This is a genomic window from Bradyrhizobium tropiciagri, assembly GCF_001189845.1.
GTDB lineage: Bacteria > Pseudomonadota > Alphaproteobacteria > Rhizobiales > Xanthobacteraceae > Bradyrhizobium > Bradyrhizobium tropiciagri.
Genome location: NZ_LFLZ01000083.1, coordinates 1 through 20,487, shown reverse-complemented (window position 1 = coordinate 20,487; position 20,487 = coordinate 1). Strand labels below are relative to the sequence as shown.

19 protein-coding genes and 1 pseudogene are annotated in these 20,487 nt (G+C 65.0%); 5 read left to right on the top strand and 15 right to left on the bottom strand.

The window, feature by feature from the left end; all coding sequences use genetic code 11:
* Positions 1 to 36: 36 nt before the first annotated feature.
* A complete protein-coding gene (locus AKN84_RS38390) occupies positions 37 to 759 on the bottom strand; it encodes an alpha/beta fold hydrolase (RefSeq protein WP_050425607.1) in 723 nt (240 codons plus the stop codon).
* Positions 760 to 870: 111 nt separating this feature from the next.
* Between AKN84_RS38390 and AKN84_RS38385 the strand changes: the two genes are divergently transcribed.
* On the top strand, positions 871 to 1,614 hold the full coding sequence (locus AKN84_RS38385; protein ID WP_050425595.1) for a sulfite exporter TauE/SafE family protein: 744 nt from the start codon (positions 871 to 873) through the stop codon (positions 1,612 to 1,614).
* Between the two features lie 43 nt (positions 1,615 to 1,657).
* Here the strand turns inward: AKN84_RS38385 and AKN84_RS38380 are convergent, their stop codons facing one another.
* The 5 genes from AKN84_RS38380 to AKN84_RS38360 all read right to left on the bottom strand — a co-directional run bounded on the left by AKN84_RS38380 (position 1,658) and on the right by AKN84_RS38360 (position 8,399).
* Complete coding sequence (locus AKN84_RS38380; RefSeq protein ID WP_050425594.1) at positions 1,658 to 2,398, bottom strand: class I SAM-dependent methyltransferase; 741 nt, start codon at positions 2,396 to 2,398, stop codon at positions 1,658 to 1,660.
* Between the two features lie 62 nt (positions 2,399 to 2,460).
* The gene (locus AKN84_RS38375) at positions 2,461 to 4,263 is read right to left on the bottom strand and encodes an ABC transporter ATP-binding protein (protein WP_050425593.1); all 1,803 of its coding nucleotides are present in this window, start codon (positions 4,261 to 4,263) and stop codon (positions 2,461 to 2,463) included.
* 544 nt (positions 4,264 to 4,807) lie between these two features.
* Positions 4,808 to 5,341, bottom strand: a complete 534-nt coding sequence (locus tag AKN84_RS38370) for an REP-associated tyrosine transposase (RefSeq protein WP_050425592.1) — start codon at positions 5,339 to 5,341, stop codon at positions 4,808 to 4,810.
* Positions 5,342 to 5,432: 91 nt separating this feature from the next.
* Entirely contained in the window at positions 5,433 to 7,022 is a 1,590-nt protein-coding gene (locus tag AKN84_RS38365; RefSeq protein ID WP_050425591.1) for a DHA2 family efflux MFS transporter permease subunit, read from the bottom strand.
* A 48-nt stretch (positions 7,023 to 7,070) separates the two neighbouring features.
* Complete coding sequence (locus AKN84_RS38360) at positions 7,071 to 8,399, bottom strand: HlyD family secretion protein (protein WP_050425590.1); 1,329 nt, start codon at positions 8,397 to 8,399, stop codon at positions 7,071 to 7,073.
* Between the two features lie 191 nt (positions 8,400 to 8,590).
* Here AKN84_RS38360 and AKN84_RS38355 point away from each other — a divergent pair, with 191 nt between their 5' ends.
* Together AKN84_RS38355 and AKN84_RS38350 are read left to right on the top strand one after the other, a co-directional pair.
* Positions 8,591 to 9,232 carry a TetR/AcrR family transcriptional regulator gene (locus tag AKN84_RS38355; RefSeq protein WP_050425589.1) on the top strand — a complete coding sequence of 214 codons (642 nt, stop codon included), beginning with the start codon at positions 8,591 to 8,593 and terminating at the stop codon, positions 9,230 to 9,232.
* Between the two features lie 232 nt (positions 9,233 to 9,464).
* Positions 9,465 to 10,307: a GNAT family N-acetyltransferase gene (locus tag AKN84_RS38350; protein ID WP_050425588.1), complete on the top strand. Its 843-nt coding sequence runs from the start codon at positions 9,465 to 9,467 to the stop codon at positions 10,305 to 10,307.
* 191 nt (positions 10,308 to 10,498) lie between these two features.
* Here AKN84_RS38350 and AKN84_RS38345 read toward each other — a convergent pair whose 3' ends face one another.
* The 4 genes from AKN84_RS38345 to AKN84_RS38330 form a co-directional block, all read right to left on the bottom strand.
* Entirely contained in the window at positions 10,499 to 13,171 is a 2,673-nt protein-coding gene (locus AKN84_RS38345; protein ID WP_050425587.1) for a flavin-containing monooxygenase, read from the bottom strand.
* A 384-nt stretch (positions 13,172 to 13,555) separates the two neighbouring features.
* The gene (locus tag AKN84_RS38340; protein WP_050425586.1) at positions 13,556 to 14,260 is read right to left on the bottom strand and encodes an SDR family oxidoreductase; all 705 of its coding nucleotides are present in this window, start codon (positions 14,258 to 14,260) and stop codon (positions 13,556 to 13,558) included.
* Between the two features lie 144 nt (positions 14,261 to 14,404).
* Entirely contained in the window at positions 14,405 to 14,725 is a 321-nt protein-coding gene (locus AKN84_RS38335) for a DoxX family protein (RefSeq protein WP_050425585.1), read from the bottom strand.
* Position 14,726: 1 nt separating this feature from the next.
* A complete protein-coding gene (locus AKN84_RS38330; RefSeq protein ID WP_050425584.1) occupies positions 14,727 to 15,107 on the bottom strand; it encodes a DUF4267 domain-containing protein in 381 nt (126 codons plus the stop codon).
* Positions 15,108 to 15,228: 121 nt separating this feature from the next.
* On the opposite strand from AKN84_RS38330, the gene AKN84_RS38325 reads away from it, so the two are divergent.
* On the top strand, positions 15,229 to 15,819 hold the full coding sequence (locus AKN84_RS38325; protein WP_050425583.1) for a TetR/AcrR family transcriptional regulator: 591 nt from the start codon (positions 15,229 to 15,231) through the stop codon (positions 15,817 to 15,819).
* An 89-nt stretch (positions 15,820 to 15,908) separates the two neighbouring features.
* On the opposite strand, the gene AKN84_RS38320 is transcribed toward AKN84_RS38325, so the two are convergent.
* The 5 genes from AKN84_RS38320 to AKN84_RS38300 form a co-directional block, all read right to left on the bottom strand.
* Positions 15,909 to 16,103, bottom strand: coding sequence for a hypothetical protein (locus AKN84_RS38320; RefSeq protein WP_050425582.1), 195 nt, complete (start codon positions 16,101 to 16,103; stop codon positions 15,909 to 15,911).
* Between the two features lie 140 nt (positions 16,104 to 16,243).
* The gene (locus AKN84_RS38315) at positions 16,244 to 16,627 is read right to left on the bottom strand and encodes a response regulator (protein WP_050425581.1); all 384 of its coding nucleotides are present in this window, start codon (positions 16,625 to 16,627) and stop codon (positions 16,244 to 16,246) included.
* A gap of 115 nt (positions 16,628 to 16,742) precedes the next feature.
* Positions 16,743 to 17,957 (bottom strand): extensin-like domain-containing protein, encoded by a 1,215-nt coding sequence (locus AKN84_RS38310; RefSeq protein WP_050425580.1) that lies wholly within the window; start codon positions 17,955 to 17,957, stop codon positions 16,743 to 16,745.
* An 816-nt stretch (positions 17,958 to 18,773) separates the two neighbouring features.
* Positions 18,774 to 19,115, bottom strand: a complete 342-nt coding sequence (locus AKN84_RS38305; RefSeq protein WP_128971530.1) for a hypothetical protein — start codon at positions 19,113 to 19,115, stop codon at positions 18,774 to 18,776.
* Between the two features lie 103 nt (positions 19,116 to 19,218).
* Positions 19,219 to 20,022, bottom strand: coding sequence for a DUF2147 domain-containing protein (locus AKN84_RS38300; RefSeq protein WP_050425578.1), 804 nt, complete (start codon positions 20,020 to 20,022; stop codon positions 19,219 to 19,221).
* Positions 20,023 to 20,217: 195 nt separating this feature from the next.
* On the opposite strand from AKN84_RS38300, the pseudogene AKN84_RS38295 reads away from it, so the two are divergent.
* Positions 20,218 to 20,487: pseudogene (locus AKN84_RS38295) on the top strand (DUF2147 domain-containing protein); the annotation flags it as partial.

Below are 20,487 nucleotides of genomic sequence, written 5' to 3'. Positions count from 1 at the left end.
AAACGATGCATGCATGCGGTGTAGCCATACCTGCTGCTACGCAGCCTGGGCCGTGATCTCCTGCAGCATTGCCATCAGCGCCTCGGGCGCGGTGACGTTCGGCGAATGGCTGGCATCGATCTCGAAGTAACGCCAGCCGGCTTCATTCTTCGTGCGTTTTGCAAACTGGCCGAACGTGTCGGCCTGCGTGGCGCGGGTGGCGTAGATGTAGCTGCGCGGCAGGCTGGTCTCGCCGTGTTGCAGCCTCAGCTTCTGCTCGAAGCATTTGATCGGCATGTCGACGCGGCGCGCGGTCAGCCATTCGAGGTCTGCCGGAGATGTGTCCGTCGGCGTCGGCATCGGCGGAACACGCCAGCCGTCGCCATCGCTCGCGAGCTCACGCATGGTCTCGATGGCCGACTCGTTGAGATCGAACAGCGACTGGCCGTCGCGCGGCACGAAGGCGTCGATATAGATCAGCTGCGCGATCCGCTCGCGCACCCGGTCGGCGACGCCGGTCGCGACCATGCCGCCATAGGAATGGCCGATCAGTACGATGTCGCGGAGGTCTTCATAGGAAATGACATTGAGCATGTCCTGGATATGCGCTTCGAGGTCGAGCCCCTGATGCGCGAGGTGCGCGCGCTCGCCGAGCCCGGTGTAACTCGGCGTGATGAGCCGGTGCCCGGCGGCCTGCATCAAGGGATGCATCTTCTTCCACGCCCATCCCGCCGACCAGGCGCCGTGACAGACCAGAAAGGTTTTCGACGAACCAGCAATCATGAGGATGCTTCCATTCCGATTATCGTTGATGAGCCGTGATTTTGAAGTGTACCCACAGCCGGCGTCGTGTAAACGTCGCGGCAACGATCAAAAACAACGAGATGAGGAATGAACCCGGCGAGCTACGCCATCCTGTTCTTCGGCGCGCTTGCCGGCGGTTTCGTCTCCGGCCTCGCCGGCTTCGGCACCGCGCTGATGGCGCTCGGCATCTGGCTTTATGTGGTGCCGCCGACGCTTGCGGTGCCGCTGGTGCTGGTCTGCTCGGTCATCGCGCAGGTTTCGACGCTGCCGTCGATCTGGAAGACGATCGATTTCCGCCTGGTCTGGCCATTCGTCATCTGCGGCCTCCTGGGTGTGCCGATCGGCATCCTGCTGATCGCGCGGGCCGACCCCGCAGTCTTCAAGTTGACGGTGGGTGTTTTCCTGCTGGTGTTTCCAACTCTGCTGTTCCTGCAACGCAAGCCGATGTCGATCGCCTTCGGCGGCAAATGGGCTGACGGTGCGATCGGATTTGCCGGCGGCATCCTCGGCGGCCTCGCCGGATTGTCCGGCCCGCTGCCGATCCTGTGGGCGAGCGTGCGCGGCTGGGGCAAGCAGCAGCGCCGCGGCGTGTTCCAGATCTTCAACTTCACAATTCTGGCGGCCGCGCTCCTGGTCCAGATCGCAAGCGGCCTGGTGAAACCCGAGTTGATCTGGCTCGTGGCTTGCGCGTTTCCGGGAACGCTGCTCGGCGCCTGGCTCGGCGCCCGGCTCTATCACGCGCTCAGCGACCGCAATTTCTCCGATGTCGTGCTGGCGCTGCTGTTCCTGTCCGGCGTGGCGCTGGTGTGGAACGGGCTGGCACCGCGATAACCCAGGCGCGACATCAGAGAGATCGCCGCCGGCACATCCGATGTCAGCGATCGAGCAGCCGATATGTCGAGACGTGTGAAGCTGACTCGGCGGTGAATGGCGCCCCGCTCCAATCCGCAGATCTGGTCTCAAGTGCAAAGCCGGCCAACTGCGCCATCAGGTCGAGTTCTGCCGGCCAGATATAGCGATGGGTGGAGCGCATCAGCGTCGGCTGCCGATCATCGCCAAATCTGATGTGGTGAGACACGACGTGTTGACGCACCACGTCATAGGTGTCCAGGCCGATATAGCCGGGCTCGGACTGCCAGACGACGGCTTCCTGCGTGGGCGGCAATTTGCGTAGCTGAGGAACCCAAAGTTCGATCACGAACCTTCCACCGGGATCGAGGTGCCGCGCAGCGTTGCGGAAACACGCGACCTGCGCCTCTTGCGTCAGCAGATTCGATATCGTGTTGTAGACGAGATAGACGAGCGCATAGCGCCCCGGCACCGACGCCGTCGCCATATCGCCGACGACGACCGGAATCTGCGATTCGCCGGCCCTGGTGCGCAATTGATCGATCATCGCCGTCGACATCTCTACGCCTGCGACGGAAACGCCTCGCTCGCTGAGAGGGACCGCAACGCGCCCCGTGCCGATGGCAAATTCAAGCGCGCGGCCACTGCCGGCCAAAGCTGCCAGTCGATCGACCGTCGGCACCAGCACGTCTGGTGAAAACATGCCGGCGCCGGGGGTGTCGTAGGATTTGGCGGTCTCCGCGTTCCAAACCTCGTCCTCGCGCATGGGCGCTCCTTCCATCTTGCGCAGCCGCCACCGCTTCGGCGGAGTTCCAGAGATATTCCGGATCACTCCGCCGCCGCTTCCTGGCCGAACTCGGTGGCCTGCCGCTCGAACAGGCCGCGGTAGATGCCGCCGGGACGGGTGGCAAGCACCTCGTGCGTGCCCTGCTCGACGACCTCGCCGCGGTCGAACACCAGGATGCGATCCATGCTGCGCACGGTCGACAGCCGGTGCGCGATCACGATCGAGGTGCGGCCCTTCATCAGCCGCTCCATCGCCTGCTGGATCAGCGCCTCGGATTCCGAATCCAGGCTCGAGGTCGCCTCGTCCAGGATCAGGATTGGCGCATCCGCCAGGAAGGCGCGCGCCAGCGCCACGCGTTGCCGCTCGCCGCCGGACAGCTTGACGCCGCGCTCGCCCACCAGCGTGCCGTAATCCTTCGGCAGCCGCATGATGAAGTCGTGCGCATTGGCAAGCCGCGCCGCCTGCTCGATCGCCGCCATGCTGGCGCCGGGCCGGCCATAGGCGATGTTCTCCGCCAGCGTGCGGTGAAACAGGATCGGCTCCTGCTGCACGATTGCGATCTGGCTGCGCAGCGATTGCTGCGTCGCCTTGGCGATATCCTGACCGTCGATCAGGATCTTGCCACCGGAGACATCGTAGAGCCGCTGCACCAGCTTGACGAAGGTCGTCTTGCCGGAGCCGGAGCGCCCGACGAGGCCGACGCGCTCGCCGGCATCGATGTCGACCGACAGGCCGTCATACAGCGGCCGGCGATGGCCGCCATAATGGAACGTGACGTCGTCGAACACGATGCGGCCGCCCTGAATGTCGATCGTCCTGGCATCATCGGCATCGATGATGCCGAGCGGCTCGCCATGGATCTGCACCAGCTCCTCCATGTCGTTCACCGAACGCTGCAGGTTGTTGATGTGCATGCCGACATCCCGCAAATAGGCGTGGATGATGTAGTAGCTGGTCAGCACATAGGTGACATCGCCCGGCGTGGCGGCGCCCTGCGTCCACAGCAGGATCGCACCGCCAACCACCGAGGCGCGGAAGCACAACAGCACCAGCAGCTGCGCCGTCGAGGTGCGGTTGTAGCGGAGCCAGGTTCGCCGCACCCGCCGGCCCCAGCGGCTGATGACGCCCTCCAGCCGCATGTCCTCGCGCGTTTCCGCACCGAACGACTTCACCACCGCGTTGCAGGTCAAGGCGTCGGCCAGCGTGCCGCCGACCTTGGTGTCCCACGCATTGGAGACGCGCGCGGCCGGCGCGACATAGCGCACCTGGAACACCATGGTCATCGCGACATAGATCACCGAGCCGACGGCAATCACCGCGCCGAGCTGCGGCCAGTGCAGCCCGAGCAGGATCATCGAGCCGACCAGCACGACGAGCGACGGCAACAGCGCCATCAGGATGGTGTCGTTCAACAAATCGAGCGCCCACATGCCGCGCGTGATCTTGCGCACGGTGGAGCCGGCGAACGAATTGGCGTGCCAATCGGTCGAGAACCGCTGCACGCGCATGAAGGCCTGCTGCCCGATATCGGACATCATCTTCAGCGTGAACGGCACGATGGTCTCGATACCGATCAGCCGCAGCAGCACCGACAGCGCGCCGAGACCGACGATGGCGCCGAACGCCAGCATCGCCGCATGGCGCGCGGTGGCATCGGTGGCGCCCGCGGTCAGCGCGTCGACCAGATGGCCGGAAAATACCGGCATGAACAGGTCGGCCGCGGTCGCGCCGAGGAAGCCGGCCGTTACGATTGACGCGCGAAACGGCTGTTCCAGCCAGTGGCGAAACACGAAGGGAAGCACGATCCGGATCGCGGCCGGACGCTTGGTCGTTAGAGAGCTCATGGCACATCCCGGCCACGCATGCTCTGCGCCGGCCGGCTCCGTCTGAAGTGACAAGCAGACGGAATCCGACCGCCGATGTCACTGGAAATTGTAGATAACGTGTTGGGAAGTTGGATGATTGGGCATCAAGCCCGATCAGCGCTGGGACCTAATGCGCGAGAGCGCCCAGCAGCAACGAACGCGGGCGCACGGTCTGCGAAACAAACGACATCATGTGCATCTCCCCGGTTCGTGAAAGGATGGCGCTGCTTATAAATGCATCACGCGCGATTGGCAAGATGACATCAGCGTGAGTGCGGCAATGTGTCGGCGATGCGACGCTCTGCACGCGAACGGGCGAAGCAGATATGCCCTCAGTGCGCGTCGCCGCCGCCTGCGGTCATCGACGGCGGCTTGTTGACGAACAGGCACATTCTCGTAGCCCGGATGAGCGAAGCGACATCCGGGATTCCAACACTCCATGCGATCATCGGATCCGGAATAGCCGCCTCCCAGCATGTCGCTTCGCGCATGCGGGCTACGAATAGCGCCCCGCAAGCCGTCGTCAGTCGGGGCGCTCGCCAAAGTTTCCGCTAGTCCCTGCATCGCCAGCCCAGTCGATTGGCAGCACGCCCTCATTCACAAAGCGATGGAAGGAGGAATGCGGCCAGTCACACACGCGCTTCACCAAGGCATGCTTGACGGGATTGAAATGGATGTAGTCAACATGCCGCGCGAAGTCGCCTTCATCGCGGATAGTGTGCTCCCAAAATCGTCTTTGCCAGAGCGCCAGGTCTCCATTTGGCCGACGCTTCAAGGTGACAGAGGCAGCAAGCATCTGGCTACTGAAGTAGCCCTTAATGCGCCGCCATCGGCCTGCAAAACCCGGGTCGTTTGGCGGTAGCGTCAGGATGGCGTGCAGATGATCCGGGAGCACCACGACCGCATCGACATTAAATGGCCGCTCGCGACGCGCAGCGCCGAAGGCATTCCGAAGTATGGCAATATGGTCAATGAGCAGGCGCGATCGCCGATCCGCGAGTGTAACCGTGAAGAAGAAGGTCCCGCCGGGGATGAAGTTACGCCTGTATCTGACCATGTTTAGTAACTTTCGACGTCCCGCATATCGCTTCGCTCATGCGGGCTACGAATGACGACGTCGAATTACTGCAGCTAGGCGCGAGCTCACGTCAATGCGCGTCGCCGCCGCCTGCGGTCATCGACGGCGGCTTGTTGACGAACAGCACCAGCAGGCTGAGGCCGACATAGAACAGCGACAGCATGAAGAAGGCGTCGCCGTAGCTCATCACCTGCGCCTGGCGGTGCACGAGTTGCGACAGCTGCTTCATCGCCATGGTGGTGGCATCGCCCATGCCCTGCAGGCGCTGGGCGAAATTGTTGAGGGTCTCGACCGCGGTCGCATTGCCCCAGGTGACGCGGTCCTGCAGCCGCGAGATGTGCAGATCGGTGCGGTCGTTGAGCGCTTCGTTGATCACGGCGAGCCCGACCGCGCCGCCAAGGTTGCGCATCAGGTTGAACAGGCCGGAGGCGTTCTTGACGCGGTCCTGCGGCAGCGTCGCGAGTGCGATGTTGTTGGTCGGCACCATCGCGCACATCATGCCAATGCCGCGCAGGATCTGCGGCACCAAGAGCTCGTAGAAATCGTACTCGCGCGTGATCCAGGTCATCTGCCAGGAGCCGAGCGCAAAGGTGACGAGACCGAAGGCGATGATGTAGCGCAGATCGACCTTCTGCATCAGCCGGCCGACCACCGGCGCCATGAAGAACATCGTAATGCCGGAGATGAACATGGTCTCGCCGATCATCAGCGCGCTGTAGCCGCGGATCTCGGCGAGATAGCGCGGATAGACGTAGGTCAGGCCGTAGAGCCCGATGCCGATGCAGAACTGCAGCACGCAGCCGACCGCGAAGTTGCGGTTGGAGAAGGCATAGAGATCGACGATCGGCTCCTCCGCGGTCAGCACCCGCCAGAAGAAGGCGACCGCCGAGACGAAGCCGATCGCGGCACAGATCGCGACCGAGGTGTCCTGCAGCCACTCATATTGCGGGCCTTCCTCGAGCACATATTCGAGCGAGCCGAGGAAGCCGCCCATGAAGATCAGGCCCCACCAGTCGAAGCGGTCGAGCAGTGCGAAGTTCGGCTGGTCGAAATCGATCAGCCACAGCACGCCGACGGTGATGATGACGCCGGGCACGATGTTGATGAAGAACAGCCAGTGCCACGACATCAGATCGGTGATGTAGCCGCCGACCGTCGGCCCCACGGTCGGCGCCAGCGTCGCGACCAGCCCGATGATCGGCGCCACGATGTAGAACTTCGAGCGCGGGAAGATCGTGTAGGCCGAGGCGAACACGGTCGGGATCATGCCGGCGCCGAGGAAGCCTTGCAGCGCGCGCCACAGGATCATCTGCTCGATCGAGGAGGCGAAGCCGCACAAGAGGCTGGACGCCGTGAAGCCGAACGCCGAGATCGCAAACAACAGGCGGGTGCCGAGCGCGCGCGACAGGAAGCCGGACAGCGGGATCGCGATCACCTCGGCAATCAAATAGGCGGTCTGTACCCACGACACTTCGGTCGACGACGCCGACAGGCCGGCCTGGATCTCGGTGAGCGAGGCCGAGACGATCTGGATGTCCAGGATCGACATGAACATGCCGAACACCATGATGATGAAGGCGACCACCCGCTTGGGCTGGAGCCGCTCGGACTCCGAAGCGCCGGTCATCATCGAGGGCGAGGCAGTGGTCGCGTCGGCCATGGGCTCATCAGGCTCCGAGCCTCGGACTGTGGCCGAGGCTTCAAGGCATCACTGCGGATGGATCATCATCGGCGAGTCGAGGTCGGTATCCGCGTCGGCGTCGGCCGCACCTTCGCGGGTGTCGACCGTGGTGTAGACCGACATGCCGGCGCGCAGCAGGCCCTGCCTGGCGACGCTGTTCGGCACCCGGATGCGGACCGGCAGGCGCTGCACGATCTTGGTGAAGTTGCCGGTGGCGTTGTCGGGCGGCAGCAGCGTGAACACCGAGCCCGCCGCCGGCGAAATGCTGTCGACGATGCCGGTGAACTTGCGGAAGCCGTAGGCGTCGACCTTGATCGTCACCCGCTGCCCGGTGCGGATGCGCTTGAGCTGGGTCTCTTTATAGTTGGCGTCGATGAAGACGCCGTCGAGCGGCACCACGTTGCCGAGCCGCTGGCCGACATTGATGTAGTCGCCGGCGTTGACCAGGCGGTTGGAGAAGGTGCCGTCGACCGGCGCGCGCACCTGGGTGAAATCGAGATCGCGCTCGGCCTTGGCGAGTTGGGTCTGCAATTCGGCGAGCTGGGCGCGGGCCTCGGTCTGCTGCGCCTTGGTCACCTCGACATTGTCCTTGGCGGCATCATAGGCCGCCTGCGCCGAGCGCACCGCAGCCGCGCCCTGGTCACGGCCGGCTTCGGACACTTCGAAGGTGGCACGCGAGGCAAAGCCCTTGGTGCTCAGCGCCTGCTGGCGATCGTAATCGAGATCAGCGCGCTTCAGGCCGGCCTGCGCGGACACCAGTTGCGCCTGCGCCTGCTCGACCGAGCTGACCGCGGCCGCAACCTGGCGGCCGATCCGCTCGATGGTCGCCTGCTGCGTCCCGATCCGAGTGCGGGCAGCGTCGACCGCGATGCGATAATCGCCGTCGTCGATCCGGAAGATCACATCGCCGGCGCGCACCAGCGCATTGTCGCCGGGCAGGATCGCCGCGATATGGCCGGCGACGCGCGCGCCGAGCATGGTGTTGTTGGCGCGGACATAGGCGTCGTCGGTCGAGACATAGAAGCGCCCGACCATCAGGTAATAGGCGGCATAGCTTGCGGCCGCGATCGCGAGCAGGCCGACAATGCCCATCAAAACAAATCTGCGCTTGCCGGATTTCGGCGCAGCGGCAGCGGGCGATGCCGCCGGCTGCTCGGGCGTAGAAGCTGGCGGCGCTTCGGCGGGGCGCTTTTCGGCGGGCCCCTTGGCTTCAGGACCCTTGGCTTCAAGCCCCTTGGCTTCGTCGACCCTCGCCTGCTCGCCGAGATCGGCCGATGCGTCGCGCGCCATCGGGTCCCCGGCCATCTCCGGCTCGGAACGAACAATGCGTGCAGCCTGATCCCGTGCTGCGGCCATAGCCGAGGCTCCCCACCAAAAATCTTGACGCCCGCAATGGCGGAATAAGGGCCGTGCGGCGCATCGTTACTCCCTCCAATACCATTGACCGAACGGTTCGGTCAATCTATATTCCCGCGCCATGAATCATAATGGTTCGATTCTCCCATTGGCTCATTCTGGGTTGAGTTCTTTCGCGAGAAGCTAAATCAATGGTTGCAGCCCCCCGAACCTCCCTCCAGGCCGTCGGCGAGGAGGAATCCTCGAAACGCCGCCAGATCCTCGACGGCGCCCGCAAGGTGTTCCTGGAACTCGGCTTCGACGGCGCCAGCATGGGCGAGATCGCCCGCGCCGCCGCCGTCTCCAAAGGCACGCTCTACGTGTATTTCCCCGACAAGGCCGGGCTGTTCGCGGCGATCGTCGAGGAGGAGAAGCTCGAACAGGGCAAGGTGGCCTTCAATTTCGATCCGGCGCGCGACGTCGACACCACCCTCCCCGAATTCGGCCGCGCCTATGTCGCCTTGCTGTGCCGGCCCGGCGGCGGCTCGGCGATCCGCACCGTGATGGCGATCGCCGAGCGGATGCCCGAGCTCGGCAGCCGGTTCTACACTCACGTGATCGCCCACACCGTCGACCGCTTCGCCGCCTATCTGGAGGCGCGCGCCGCGCTCGGTGAACTCGTCATGGACGACACCCAGCTCGCGGCCTGGCAGTTCATGCAGATGTGCCAGGCGACGCTGTTCCAGGCATTCATCTTCCAGGCCAATCCGTCGCCCTCGCCGGAGCGGATCGCAACCGTCGTCGACAGTGCGACGCGCGTGTTCTTCGCGGCGTACCGGCCGAAGGTCGGGTAAGATCGGGGCTCTTTCGCGAACCACCGCACTCTTGGTCCCGTCATGCTGAGGTGCTCGCGTAGCGAGCCTCGAAGCATGCGCGGCCCGGCTGGTGGCCATCGTGCTTCGAGACGGCCGCTGCGCGGCCTCCTCAGCGTGACGGACGTCGGATTCCTCAATCTGCCACCGGGGTCTTGTTCTTGCTCCGTTGATATGCACGATCGATAACTCCGGCCCGACGAGACGATTGGCCATGAGCGAGTTTATCATCCGCACGATGCGATCCGACGAGATTCCGCTCGCGGTCGACTGGGCAGCGGCAGAGGGCTGGAATCCCGGTCTCGCCGATGCGCCGTGCTTCGCCGCCGAGGACCCGCAGGGATTCTTCATCGGCGAGCTCGACGGCGAGCCCGCCGCGGTGATCTCCTGCGTCAATTACGGCGCGCAGTTTTCCTTCCTGGGATTCTACATCGTGCGCCCGGATCTGCGCGGCCAAGGCTACGGCCTGAAGATATGGGATGCGGCCATCGCGCATGCGCGCCCGCGCGTGATCGGGCTCGATGGCGTGGTGGCGCAGCAGGCGAACTACCGAAAGTCCGGCTTCGCGCTCGCCTACGCCAATGTGCGTTATGGCGGCACGGTCACAGCGCCTCCGGCGCTGAGCACTGACGTCGTCGCGCTGACCGATGTACCCATGGCGTTGGTCGAGGCCGATGACGCGACGGTGTTTCCGGCGCCGCGTCCGGCATTCCTGCGCGCCTGGATCAACACACCAGGGCATATCGGACGTGCGCTGCTGCGCGACGGCAGGCTGGCCGGCTGGGGCGTGATCCGTCCTTGCCGCACCGGCCGCAAGATCGGTCCGCTCGTTTCTGATGACCGCGCGAGCGCAGAGATCATCCTCTCGGCACTGCTGGCAACCGCAGGCGGCGGCGACATCTTCCTCGATGTCCCCGCCATCAACCGCGACGCCGTCGCGCTGGCGCAAGGCCTCGGACTTTCGCCGGTGTTCGAGACCGCGCGGATGTACACCGGTGCGATCGCGCCATTGCGGATCGATCGCGTGTTCGGCGTCACGACGTTCGAGCTCGGCTAGCGCCCTGGCGTGCGCCTGCGTGATTTCGGAATATTGGAAAATACCCGTGAGTTGCCCGACGTGTCAAGTAACCGGGTCGGACGCCGGCCGCCGGCTCCTTTGCATGGGGTTGTTTTCGATATTTTGGCAACGCGCCTCCCCCGCGAGCGGGAGAGGGAGCGCACCGCATTTGCTGCTGCCGGACTCCGGACCTAGTTCGCGGCCGCGTTGACCTTCGGCGCGGCGACGTTGTCCTGCTCCAGCTCCTCGGGCAGTCCGGCGAACCGGCGCAGCGCCTTCGCCATCTTCACGCGGCCGCTAACGCCGGTGATGATGACATCGACCATCACGAACGACGAGTGGAAGTGGCCCTGCGCCTTGAGCTGCTCGACCTTGACACCGGCCTTGCTCAGCGCGTCGCCATAGGCAATGCCCTCGTCGCGCAGCGGATCGAACTCGCTGGTCGCGATGAACGCCGGCGGCAGGCCTTCGAGCTTGCCGCGCAGCGGCGCGACGCGCGGATCGGTGCGGTCGGCGGGCGAGCAGTACAGGTCCCAGAACCAGTACATCAGGCCGCGGGTCAGGAAGTAACCGGCGGCGTTGTCGACATAGGATGGCCGGTCGAAGGTCGAGTCGGTGACCGGGCAGATCAGGAGCTGGCCCGCGATCTCGGGCCCGCCGCGGTCGCGCGCGAGCTGGCAGGTGACGGCTGCGATGTTGCCGCCGGCGCTCCAGCCCGCGACCAGCACCGGACCGGCCTTGCCGCCGAGCTCGGCGGTGTGGGCGGCGATCCAGCGCGTTGCCGCATAGCCGTCCTCGGCCGCGGCCGGGAAGCGGTGCTCGGGCGCGTGGCGATAGCCGACGCTGACGATGATCATGCCGGTGCGCCGGCATAGATCGCGGCAGAACGGATCGTCCGACAGCTCGTCGCCGAGCACCCAGCCGCCGCCGTGGAAATACACCACGACCGGATGCGGCCCTGGCGTCGCCGGTCGATACAGCTTGTAAGGCAGCGGGCCGTCCGCGCCCTGCAACAGGCCGGTGCCGACCTCGCCGACCGGTCGTCCCGCAGGACGGCCCTTGTTGAACTCGGTGAGGAAGTCGCGCGCGCCCTGCGCCCCCATCGTCTCGAGCGGCGGCAGGTTCATCTCAGCCAGCATGCCGAGCACCAACCGCACGTCCGGCTGCAACCGCACCACCTCGCCGTCATTGCACTGCTCGGCAACGCCGGGGCCACTAAGCTTGAAGCCGAGCATGCCGCGGCCGACCACCTCGTTGCAGATGCTGCGATACGGACCGACACCGCCGGTGTAAGGCATCACGCCCTGCGGCTTGCCGGGCACGTTGGCGCCCGTGTACCAGGTGTTGGCGAGCCGGTGCAGCGTCAACGTCGCGCAGTCGGCCATGTGGCGTTCCCAGCCGGCCTGCGCGGTCTCGGTTGCCTCCATCGTGGTGAAGCCGGCATCGCGCAGCGCGGCGATGCGCTCGACCACCCAGTCGACATGCTGCTCGATCGAGACCGCCATGTTCGACAGCACCGACGGACTGCCGGGGCCGGTGATCATGAACAGATTGGGGAAGCCCGCGACGGTGACGCCGAGATAAGTCTGCGGTCCGTGCGCCCAGACATCCGACAGCGACTTGCCGCCGCGGCCGGAGATCGGATGCACCGCCATGATGGCGCCGGTCATCGCGTCGAAGCCGGTGGCGAACACGATGACGTCGACATCGAAGCTGCGTCCGCTGGTCGAGATGCCGCTGGCGGTGATCGCCTTGATCGGCTCCTGCCGCAGATTCACCAGCGTCACGTTCGGGCGGTTGTAGGTCGCGTAGTAATTGGTATCGAGGCAGGGCCGCTTGGCGCCGAACGGGTGATCGTGCGGGGCCAGCGCCGCGGCGGTCTCCGGATCCTTGACCACGGCGCCGATCTTCTCGCGGATCAGGTCGGCGACGAGCTTGTTGCCGTCGACATCGACCGCTTGGTCGGCCCAGAGCTGGGTCAGGATGTGCACGAGGTCGCCCGCCGCCCACGCCTTCTCGAACCGCTCGCGGCGCTCGGCATCGCTCAATTGCCAGCTCACCACCGTCTGCTGCGGATACGGCACGCCGGCCATCGACCAGCGCGCCTGCTCGCGATAGGCGGCCCGGTCGGTTTCGAAATAGGTCTTGCGATCCTCCGGCGCCGGGCCGTTGCCGGCAGGCAATGCGAAGTTCGGCGTGCGCTGGAACACGGTGAGCTGCGCGGCCTGCTCGGCGATCAGCGGGATCGACTGGATGCCCGACGATCCGGTGCCGATCACGGCGACGCGCTTGCCCTTGAGATCGACGCCCTGATGCGGCCAGCGGCCGGTGAAATAGATCTCGCCCTTGAAGTCCTTGACGCCGTCGATCTCCGGCGGCTTCGGCGACGACAGGCAGCCGGTCGCCATGATGTAGTAGCGGCAGGAGACATTGGCGCCGTTGTTGGTCGAGATCTGCCAGCGCGCGGTCGCGTCATCCCAGGTCGCCTGCGTGACCTTGGTGCCGAACCTGATATCGCGGCGCAGATCGTAGCGGTCGGCGACGAAGCCGAGATAGCGCAGGATCTCCGGCTGGGTCGCGTATTTCTCCGACCAGGTCCACGCCTGGTCGAGCTCCGGATCGAACGTATAGCTGTAATCGATGGTCTGGATGTCGCAGCGCGCGCCTGGATATCTGTTCCAGTACCAGGTGCCGCCGACATCGGCGCCCTCTTCGAGCGCGACTGCCGAGAAGCCCGCCTTGCGCAGCCGATGCAGCAGATAGAGACCGGCGAAACCGGCGCCGACGACCGCGACGTCGACTTGCTGTGTGGTTCCGCTGTGCGTGGAGTCCGAAGCGCGTGCTGCAACTGCTGCGTCTGGCATGCCATTCCTCCCGTATGTTTTGATTTTGCGGAAGGCTAGCCCTGTGCTTTCAGTTTGTCATCACGACAAACGCAATCTGAGGTCGCCGCAATTGTGACGTGCGCGGCCTGGGACGCGAAGCGCAGCGCGTAGACGCAAGTGGTGACATAAGTTGTGGCGACGCTGCGGATACGAACGGCACCCCACACTCAATGTCGTCCCGGCGAAAGCCGGGACCCATACTCCGCGGCGTATGTTGTGGACGGGCCCTGTCGTTCCACCGACGAACAACAATGACCATCGGTGGTTATGGGTCCCGGCTTTCGCCGGGACGACACCGAACATTTGGCTCCGCTTGTGAATCACAAACTCACTTGCTCTGAGGATGACGGGTCCACCAGTCGATCAAATCGACCGCATCAGGCCGCCATCGACGCGGATGTTCTGGCCGGTGATGTAGCCCGCGCCGTCGGAGACGAGGAAGGCGATGGTTGCGGCGATCTCCTCCGCCTTGCCGTAGCGCTTCATCGGCACGCTGTCGCGGCGCTCGTCAGTTGCCGGCAGGCTGTCGATCCAGCCCGGCAGCACGTTGTTCATGCGGACGTTGCTGGCCGCGTAGCTGTCGGTGAACAGCTTGGTGAACGCGGCGAGCCCGGCGCGGAACACCGCGGATGTCGGAAACATCGCGCTCGGCTCGAAGGCCCAGGCGGTGGAGATGTTGACGATCGCGCCGGACTTCTGCGCCTGCATGTGAGGTGCGACCAGACGTGTCGGGCGGATCACGTTCATCAGATAGACGTCGAGACCGGTGTGCCACTGCTCATCGGTCAATTCGAGCACGCCCGCACGCGGGCCGTGGCCGGCGCTGTTGACCAGCGCGTCGATGCGGCCCCAGCGCGCCATCACGCCGTCAACGGCGCGCTTCAGATCGTCGTTGGAACGGTTCGAGCCGGTGAAGCCGAGGCCGCCGAGCTCGGCCGCCAGCGCTTCGCCCTTGCCCGACGACGACAGGATCGCAACCCGAAATCCATCTGCGGCCAACCGCCGCGCCGCTGCCGCGCCCATGCCGCTGCCGCCTGCGGTGACGAGTGCGACCTTCTCCAAAGCCATGACCGTTGATCCCATCTAAATGACGAAGCTGGCACTAGGTCTACCATCAGGGAACGCGCGGCGCGACACCTTGGGTGTAGGCTCACAACCGGTCATGACCAGGTTGCGGGAAGCGGAGATGAACCTGGTTGGCAAGGTCGGCGCTCACGACGAGGTCGCGGCAAGCGCAATCAAGACGACAAACCCGCCAAGCGGCACAAGGTGCGAGAAATCACGGTGGCGAAGAACAGTGAAAACCACAACCGCTATGATGGCCGCCCCAAGCGCCATGCCGACAATGCGGCTGACCGGAAGCACCATCAGAATGGCGCTGATGATCTCCAGTCCACCGGTAGGAATCCCCCACCAGTGCGGGTAGCCCCACCGGACGAAATCGCCTTGCGTCGCCGACGTGCTGATCGCGTTGAAGACGCCTGCGCCAAAGAAGCCGGCAACGAGGAGCCAGATTGAAATAGTATGCATCATCTCAGGCTACTCCAACGATCAGGGGGATGGTGGCAAGGACCATGACCACCGCCGTGAGACCGTGCATCCCGAAGGCGCTCTTGCGGGAGCCCTTCGCGGCGAGAATGAGCAGCATGTCGCCGACCGGGATGATGGCTTCAACAAGCAGGATGAGGCCGACATCTCTCGGAGTGCCGAACGCCAAGAACGCCAGCACGACCAATCCCGCGACGATGTCGCGCACCCCTTTGAGGCGAAGCCACCAGGCGATATTGATGCCGCTTTCAGGAAGCGGCAGGCCGAAACTTCGTGTCATGGTCCTCGGGCCCGCGACGTAGCCGATGCCGATCGCGATAATTCCGAGCGCAACGAGCAATCCCGTGCCGAGCGCAAGCCGTTGCATCACTCTGTTCTCCTTCTAGCAAAAGAATATCTAGCATTGCTAGATAAATAGCGTTGCTAGATTGTCAAGCATCGGCATGCTATTGAAATGGCTGAACCTTCCAGATTCGGGAGATCGAGGATTGGGTACCGCTGAGCGAAAAGGCAGGGACCGGGCTGCGCGCGAGCATCGCATTGTCGCGGCCGCGCGGGCGATCGCAGAGCGCGAAGGATGGGATGCCGTTACGGTGCGCCGCCTCGCCGACGAGATCGAATACAGCCAGCCTGTCCTCTACTCACACTTCAAGAACCGGGATGCGATCGTTGCGGCAGTTGCCGTCGAGGGTTTCAAGGAACTCACGGCCGCACTTCGCGAAGCGGCGAGCGGATCGACAGGACGAAACGCACTCAAGAACGTCGCTCTGGCCTATCTTGCCTTTGCGCTGGATCGTCCCGCGCTTTACGACGCTATGTTTGTGCTGCCAACGGATTTGCGGTTCGCCGAAGCTGGCACCAGACCCGAACTGCGGGCCGGCTTCGAAGCACTTGCGGCGGTCGTCGCGCCGTTTTGCGTCGAGGTCGCCGACGTGACCGAGACGTTTTGGGCAGCCCTTCATGGGGTCGCTACACTCGAACGTTCAGGCAGAATTCGGCCCAGCGCGCGCAACGAGCGCATCGCGCTTGTTGTGCGGGCGATCGTCGTTTCAGGAAAGAGCCGGCGTGTTGGCGGCTGAGACCATACGCTCGAAGGGTTGCTTCGGCGCATTGGGATGACGGCTGTGCGCTAACGGCTCTGCGCGCTCATCCGCCGCGCCGCCTCCCACTACTTCCGAAATACCTGCTTCGACCCGGCGTCGAACCTGGCGACGGGCCGATCCATCTGCCACAGCTCGACATCATGGTGGTCGACAAGACGGCCGGCCGATGTGATGGCCTGATCATCGTCGGCGCAATCCAGATTGACCACGCCGATGGAACGGCTGTGCGGTCCGACGATATAGGCGCGATAGGTCGTCATCTTCGTTCTCCGGCAGCTGCCGCGAAGATGAGCGTGAGGGCGTATGAATTCGAGAAGAGCCGCGACGGGATCTTATAAAGACGGAATAAGCGCTTTCCGCGAACGGCCTGCCACACGCGTCAGGTCGTTCGAAGCAGCCGTCAGGCCGGCGCGCCGTTCTTCAGCAGCTTTGCCACCGCCGCAACCAGCTCGTCCGGCGAGAACGGCTTGTTCAGCAACACGCTGTCCGGCACGCCCCTCGTCGGCCACTCATCGCCGCCACCGCCGGTGATGTAAAGCACCGGGAACGACGGATCGATCTCGCGGGCGCCGCGCGCCACACGCCAGCCGTCGAGCCGGCCGAGCAGGCGGATGTCGGTGACCAGTGCACTGTATTTGGTGCGGAACGCCTTCAGCAGCGTCAGGGCTTCCTCGCCCGAGCCTGCGATCGCCGGCTCATAGCCGCCATCCCTCAGGGCGTCCTCCACCATCATCTGAAGATCACGATCGTCTTCGATGACGAGAATGATCGGAGCGTCTTGCAAAGCTATCCCCCAGAAATCAGCCGGGTGCGCTCCCGGCTCCGAAGCATATGCAGAATAAAAGTGGCTACCGTTTGCACGGTGTCACCCAGTAAAAATACGGGTATCAGACGCGTCCCTATTCGTCGGCGAATTCGTCTTCTTCGTTGACCCCCGCCTTACCCCGCGGGGCCGGCTTTCTGCCGCCAAGCGATCCTGTGACATAAGGCTCGCGCGTTGCATAGGGGTTACGGCCGCCGGCGCGCGCCGCGACCTCTTCGCCGGAGACGGCGGCGGGCTGACAGATCAGGCGCCGGCTGGCCCGGCGCATCAGGTCCACATGGATGTGGTCGTAGTGATAGACGTTGGAACCCGGCGCCAGCACCGTGGTGAATTGCTGGCAGGCGGCGGCCTGGACGTCGCGCAGGAAGCCCTGCTCCTCCGGCAAGCCCTTCCAGCCATCCTTCACCGAGACGCGGCGGCCGTCAGACAGCGTGAAGGCCGCGATATCGAGCGCGTTGCCGAAAGCATGCTCGGAAATATGCGCGTGCGAATTGCCGTTCATGCCGCGGCACGAATAGGCCGAGATCTGCTTGATCTCGACGACGCGCGCGCCGAACCAGCGCTGTGACGCCGGCTGCACGGAATCCGCGAGCCAGCGCTCGAGCACCGAGACGATCGGGCACGCCAGCGTCGCCGCCGGCTTCACCGCGACCGGGCCGACCGTCCCCACCGGGTTGCCGCCCGACGGACCGAGCCGCGGCGGCGGCGCGTCCTGAGGCTGCTGGGAATAAGGCGCAGGTGAATAAGGCGCGGCCGCGCCCTCGCGCTGCGGATTGCGCGGCAGGCCAGGATAATAAGGTCGCTCGCCGCTTGCATCGGGCGAGCCTTCCGGCGGCAGGTCGATCTCGCCCTGCTGCGGCGGCACGCCGGGGGCCGACAGCGACACCGGTCCGTTCGGCTGGCGGCCATAGTTCGGCTGGCCGACGGCCTGATCGGAATACGGCGCCTGCGCAGGCGGCGGACTGGGCTGACGATTGATCGGCCAACGCGGCTGGTTGCCGACCGACGCAGGCGGACGCAGGCTGTCGTCGGCAAATCCGTAAGCCGAACTGGCTTCGCCGAGCGCGGCGACCTTGAGCGGGAACTCGGCGCCGCAGACACCCGGGCCGGAGATCGGATCGATGCGGACGAGGTCAGGCCCTTCCTTCACCGCGCCTGATTTCAGGCAAGCGGCCTCGGCCTCGGCCCGCCACGGTTCGCGCTCGGCAGTCTGGAACAGACCGCGGCCGCAACCAGCAAGCGACACAAGGACAAGGGAGCCGACGAGATACAAACGAACTCCACGCGTCATGGCGCGGAGGTTCTGCGAATTTGATTAAAAGACTCTTCAACGCAATTCGACGGAACGATTTCAGGCAGTCTTAACCATGCAGTGGAACCCGGCAATGCAGCGCGCCTTGCCGCACAGTGCTTGTTGCGTCGGCAACTGACGAACGCGCCGCATCACGCCGCAGAGCTGCGAGGAGATCGCCGCTCGTGTCGTGACGGAGACTGCGCTGGCGCCCGGCGCAAGTACTCAGCTGGAGATAGCATCCTATAGAATCACAACCCAGATTGAGAACTGACGGACGGTATCCGGTACCGGTGGCGCATAGCTCCTTCGCAACGCCCTGGAATAAATTTGCGGTCGCTTCAACGCCTTGATTCGGCGTCTGTTTGAGCCACGCGCCGCAATGCGGCATCGCGCGGGAACACCGGGCTGGACAGCACCGCTGACTTTATCGGCCGGGAACCAGTTGCTAGCTTTTGCGTTAATGCGGGCAGCGTTGTGAACCGAGGGAGTTTCCCAATGGATTTCGCGAGTCCTCTGCTGAGCAAGCTGAGCATTGTGGCCGCGTACATCGCGTTAGCCTTCGTCGGCGCCATCATTCTCGGCGTGTTCTAGATCATTCGAAAGGCGATGAGTTCAGCGCCCGGTGGCCGCCGCCGGGCGCTTTGCGATAGCTGATTCCGTCACCCCCGCGCAAAGGCTTCGCCTTTGTCGCTGGAGGAGCGCGCATCGCGCGCGTCTCGAAGGGCGACGGCCACGATCTTGCAGCCCGGCCGTCCATCCTTCGAGACGGCGCTACGCGCCTCCTCAGGATGACGGGACAGAAGCCGCGCGCCCTCAAAAATTCGAGCAGCTCGATCCGGTGATGCCGCCGATCGTGAAATCGTGGCAGACGAGCCCGGGATTGTCGGGATCGGGATAGCCGCCATCGCGGCGGCGCGGCTCGCGGATGGTGTGGCTGAAACGCCAGCCGCGGGCGCGCATGCCGCTCTTGTATCGCCGCGACGTCGGCGTGCCGTTCTGCGGCGCGCCGACCTGCGCATCGCAGACCGCGGCATCGACATGCAGCGCATCGTCGCCGCGCCGCTGCTCCAGCATGTTGGTGTAGATGTCGTTGTCGGCATGGGCGGCGGCGACGCTGCCGGCGAGCAGCAGCGCGGCCAGGCTCAGGCATTTCATGCTTGCCTCCATCGCTTGCGAAGACAGCGTTGACCTCTATCGGTCGCGCGCGAAGAGGCAGCAGGTTCGAAGACGCCCGGTTACAAATTGGACATTCGCGCAGTCAGGAGCGCGGCTCGGGCCGGAGCTGCCCCTGCGTGATGACCCGTGCACGCGAATGCGACACGCGGACCCAGTCGGCGCCGGTGCAATAGAAGCGGCCGAGCACGCAGGATTCGACGCGCAGTTTGTCCGCGCCCGTCAACGCGATCGTGCCGTAATGGATGTTGCCGCTGTTCCGGCTGTAGATGCCGCCGGTCCAGCGCGCGTCCTGCTTCGGCTTCATGTTGATCAGCACCGCTTCACCGAGATCGCGCGTGGTCCGGTCGAGCGCATAGCCGCACAGCGCGTTGCCGCAGAGGCGAACGCGCACCAAATTGTTGGCTTCGGTCTGCCAGTCGCCGATCGGGCCGTCGTCAGGCACGTCCGTCTCGTGCGAGACGCGGATCACGGGTGAAGCTGGACGTGCAGGCACGGTGGCCGGCGGCGGAGCTGCGACAACCGGCGGCGGCTGGGGCGTCATCACACGCGGCGGCGGTGGTGATGGCGCAGCAGCAGGCGGCGGCGCGGCCGGAGCGGGCTTGTACACGATGACCGGCGGCGGCGCGGGTGGTGCAGCCGGTGGCGGCGGGCTTGCGGCCGGCGTGACGGGGACCGCCGCCGCTGCGGGCGCGGGCACCGGCTTCAGCGTGCGGCCATTGTCCTCGTCGCGCCTCGATCTATCCGACACCGAGACGCAGGAAAGCGAGCGGCACCGCGTCGAATCGAGATGGACGCGATGACCGCCGATCGAAAACGAGATGCCCTCGCCGGCATGGGCGAACGGCGCGAACAGCATCAGCGCGACGAGCAGGCAGGTGCGCTTCATCGAAACCTCCAGAACATCCGATGACGCTTAAGGGTGCGGTACTCACGGCGCAGTGACCTGCGTCACCGTGACGATCCTTCGTGACGATCCCTCGGCCGCGCCCGCCGGCGTGATGCAGATCACAGAACCAGGCCCCGCGGCCGCGTAGCGTCCGGAGCAACCGATCCACCCCCGCCCAACGCCACGGAGACCCAGATGAAGAAGCTCGTTGCGATCGCCGCGCTGCTGATGGCCACCACGTCAGCGCATGCCGGCGGCACCGGCATCACCTTTGAGATCGACGGCCAGCGCGTCCATGTCGAGGCGCCGCGCAATTGCAGCGCGCTGTCCTGCATCCGCATCTCGGCGCCCGGCTATAACGGCACGATCAGCGGCATCAGCAAGACTCTCGGCTCGAAGTCCGGCGATGATGACGATGTCGCCGCGACGAGCGCGCCGCCACCCGCGCCCCCGCCGGCGCCCGCC

What these genes read in the sequence shown, in the direction of transcription:
- AKN84_RS38340 (WP_050425586.1), bottom strand. Translation starts at nt 14,260, where the DNA reads ATGGCTTTGGAGAAGGTCGCACTCGTCACCGCAGGCGGCAGCGGCATG.
- AKN84_RS38355 (WP_050425589.1), top strand. Translation starts at nt 8,591, where the DNA reads ATGGTTGCAGCCCCCCGAACCTCCCTCCAGGCCGTCGGCGAGGAGGAA.
- AKN84_RS38320 (WP_050425582.1), bottom strand. Translation starts at nt 16,103, where the DNA reads ATGACGACCTATCGCGCCTATATCGTCGGACCGCACAGCCGTTCCATC.
- AKN84_RS38365 (WP_050425591.1), bottom strand. Translation starts at nt 7,022, where the DNA reads ATGGCCGACGCGACCACTGCCTCGCCCTCGATGATGACCGGCGCTTCG.
- AKN84_RS38380 (WP_050425594.1), bottom strand. Translation starts at nt 2,398, where the DNA reads ATGCGCGAGGACGAGGTTTGGAACGCGGAGACCGCCAAATCCTACGAC.
- AKN84_RS38360 (WP_050425590.1), bottom strand. Translation starts at nt 8,399, where the DNA reads ATGGCCGCAGCACGGGATCAGGCTGCACGCATTGTTCGTTCCGAGCCG.
- AKN84_RS38335 (WP_050425585.1), bottom strand. Translation starts at nt 14,725, where the DNA reads ATGATGCATACTATTTCAATCTGGCTCCTCGTTGCCGGCTTCTTTGGC.
- AKN84_RS38385 (WP_050425595.1), top strand. Translation starts at nt 871, where the DNA reads ATGAACCCGGCGAGCTACGCCATCCTGTTCTTCGGCGCGCTTGCCGGC.
- AKN84_RS38350 (WP_050425588.1), top strand. Translation starts at nt 9,465, where the DNA reads ATGAGCGAGTTTATCATCCGCACGATGCGATCCGACGAGATTCCGCTC.
- AKN84_RS38305 (WP_128971530.1), bottom strand. Translation starts at nt 19,115, where the DNA reads ATGAAATGCCTGAGCCTGGCCGCGCTGCTGCTCGCCGGCAGCGTCGCC.
- AKN84_RS38345 (WP_050425587.1), bottom strand. Translation starts at nt 13,171, where the DNA reads ATGCCAGACGCAGCAGTTGCAGCACGCGCTTCGGACTCCACGCACAGC.
- AKN84_RS38370 (WP_050425592.1), bottom strand. Translation starts at nt 5,341, where the DNA reads ATGGTCAGATACAGGCGTAACTTCATCCCCGGCGGGACCTTCTTCTTC.
- AKN84_RS38310 (WP_050425580.1), bottom strand. Translation starts at nt 17,957, where the DNA reads ATGACGCGTGGAGTTCGTTTGTATCTCGTCGGCTCCCTTGTCCTTGTG.
- AKN84_RS38375 (WP_050425593.1), bottom strand. Translation starts at nt 4,263, where the DNA reads ATGAGCTCTCTAACGACCAAGCGTCCGGCCGCGATCCGGATCGTGCTT.
- AKN84_RS38330 (WP_050425584.1), bottom strand. Translation starts at nt 15,107, where the DNA reads ATGCAACGGCTTGCGCTCGGCACGGGATTGCTCGTTGCGCTCGGAATT.
- AKN84_RS38300 (WP_050425578.1), bottom strand. Translation starts at nt 20,022, where the DNA reads ATGAAGCGCACCTGCCTGCTCGTCGCGCTGATGCTGTTCGCGCCGTTC.